We start from the raw sequence: 328 nt of genomic DNA, 5'->3' as shown, positions 1-328 counted from the left end.
GCATCACTGAGAGCGATTTAAGACGATTTTCCGATGACCCCGATGATGTTCTATCTGGCTGGAAGGAAAACGCGAAAAAGAATCGTGAGTATCGCCAGCTTTATCGGTTTGTTACGGCGTTTACTGGATTGACCGGAATCAGCAGTGAGACAAGACGAGAGGTGCTGGCAGCAGTGAAAGCCAGAATTTAAGACAAAGAAAAGCCCGCTTTCGCAGAGCGGGCTAGAACACTTTACAAATGGAAGTATCGAAAAAATACAATGAACTCATATCACATAACGCCAGATGAGGCGACCCCAGCATTAGCAAAACACACGCCACCAGCAGG

The 328-nt window shown here is 47.0% G+C and carries 1 protein-coding gene; it reads left to right on the top strand.

The window, feature by feature from the left end:
- Positions 1-191, top strand: a 191-nt coding sequence (locus tag ACSIPU_RS30815) for a hypothetical protein (RefSeq protein WP_435322507.1), incomplete at its 5' end; no start/stop codon positions are given.
- Positions 192-328 lie beyond the last annotated feature (137 nt).

The sequence above is a fragment of the Klebsiella sp. HN106 genome (assembly GCF_051209435.1).
Lineage (GTDB): Bacteria > Pseudomonadota > Gammaproteobacteria > Enterobacterales > Enterobacteriaceae > Klebsiella > Klebsiella oxytoca.
This window is presented reverse-complemented; position numbering and strand designations above follow the sequence as displayed.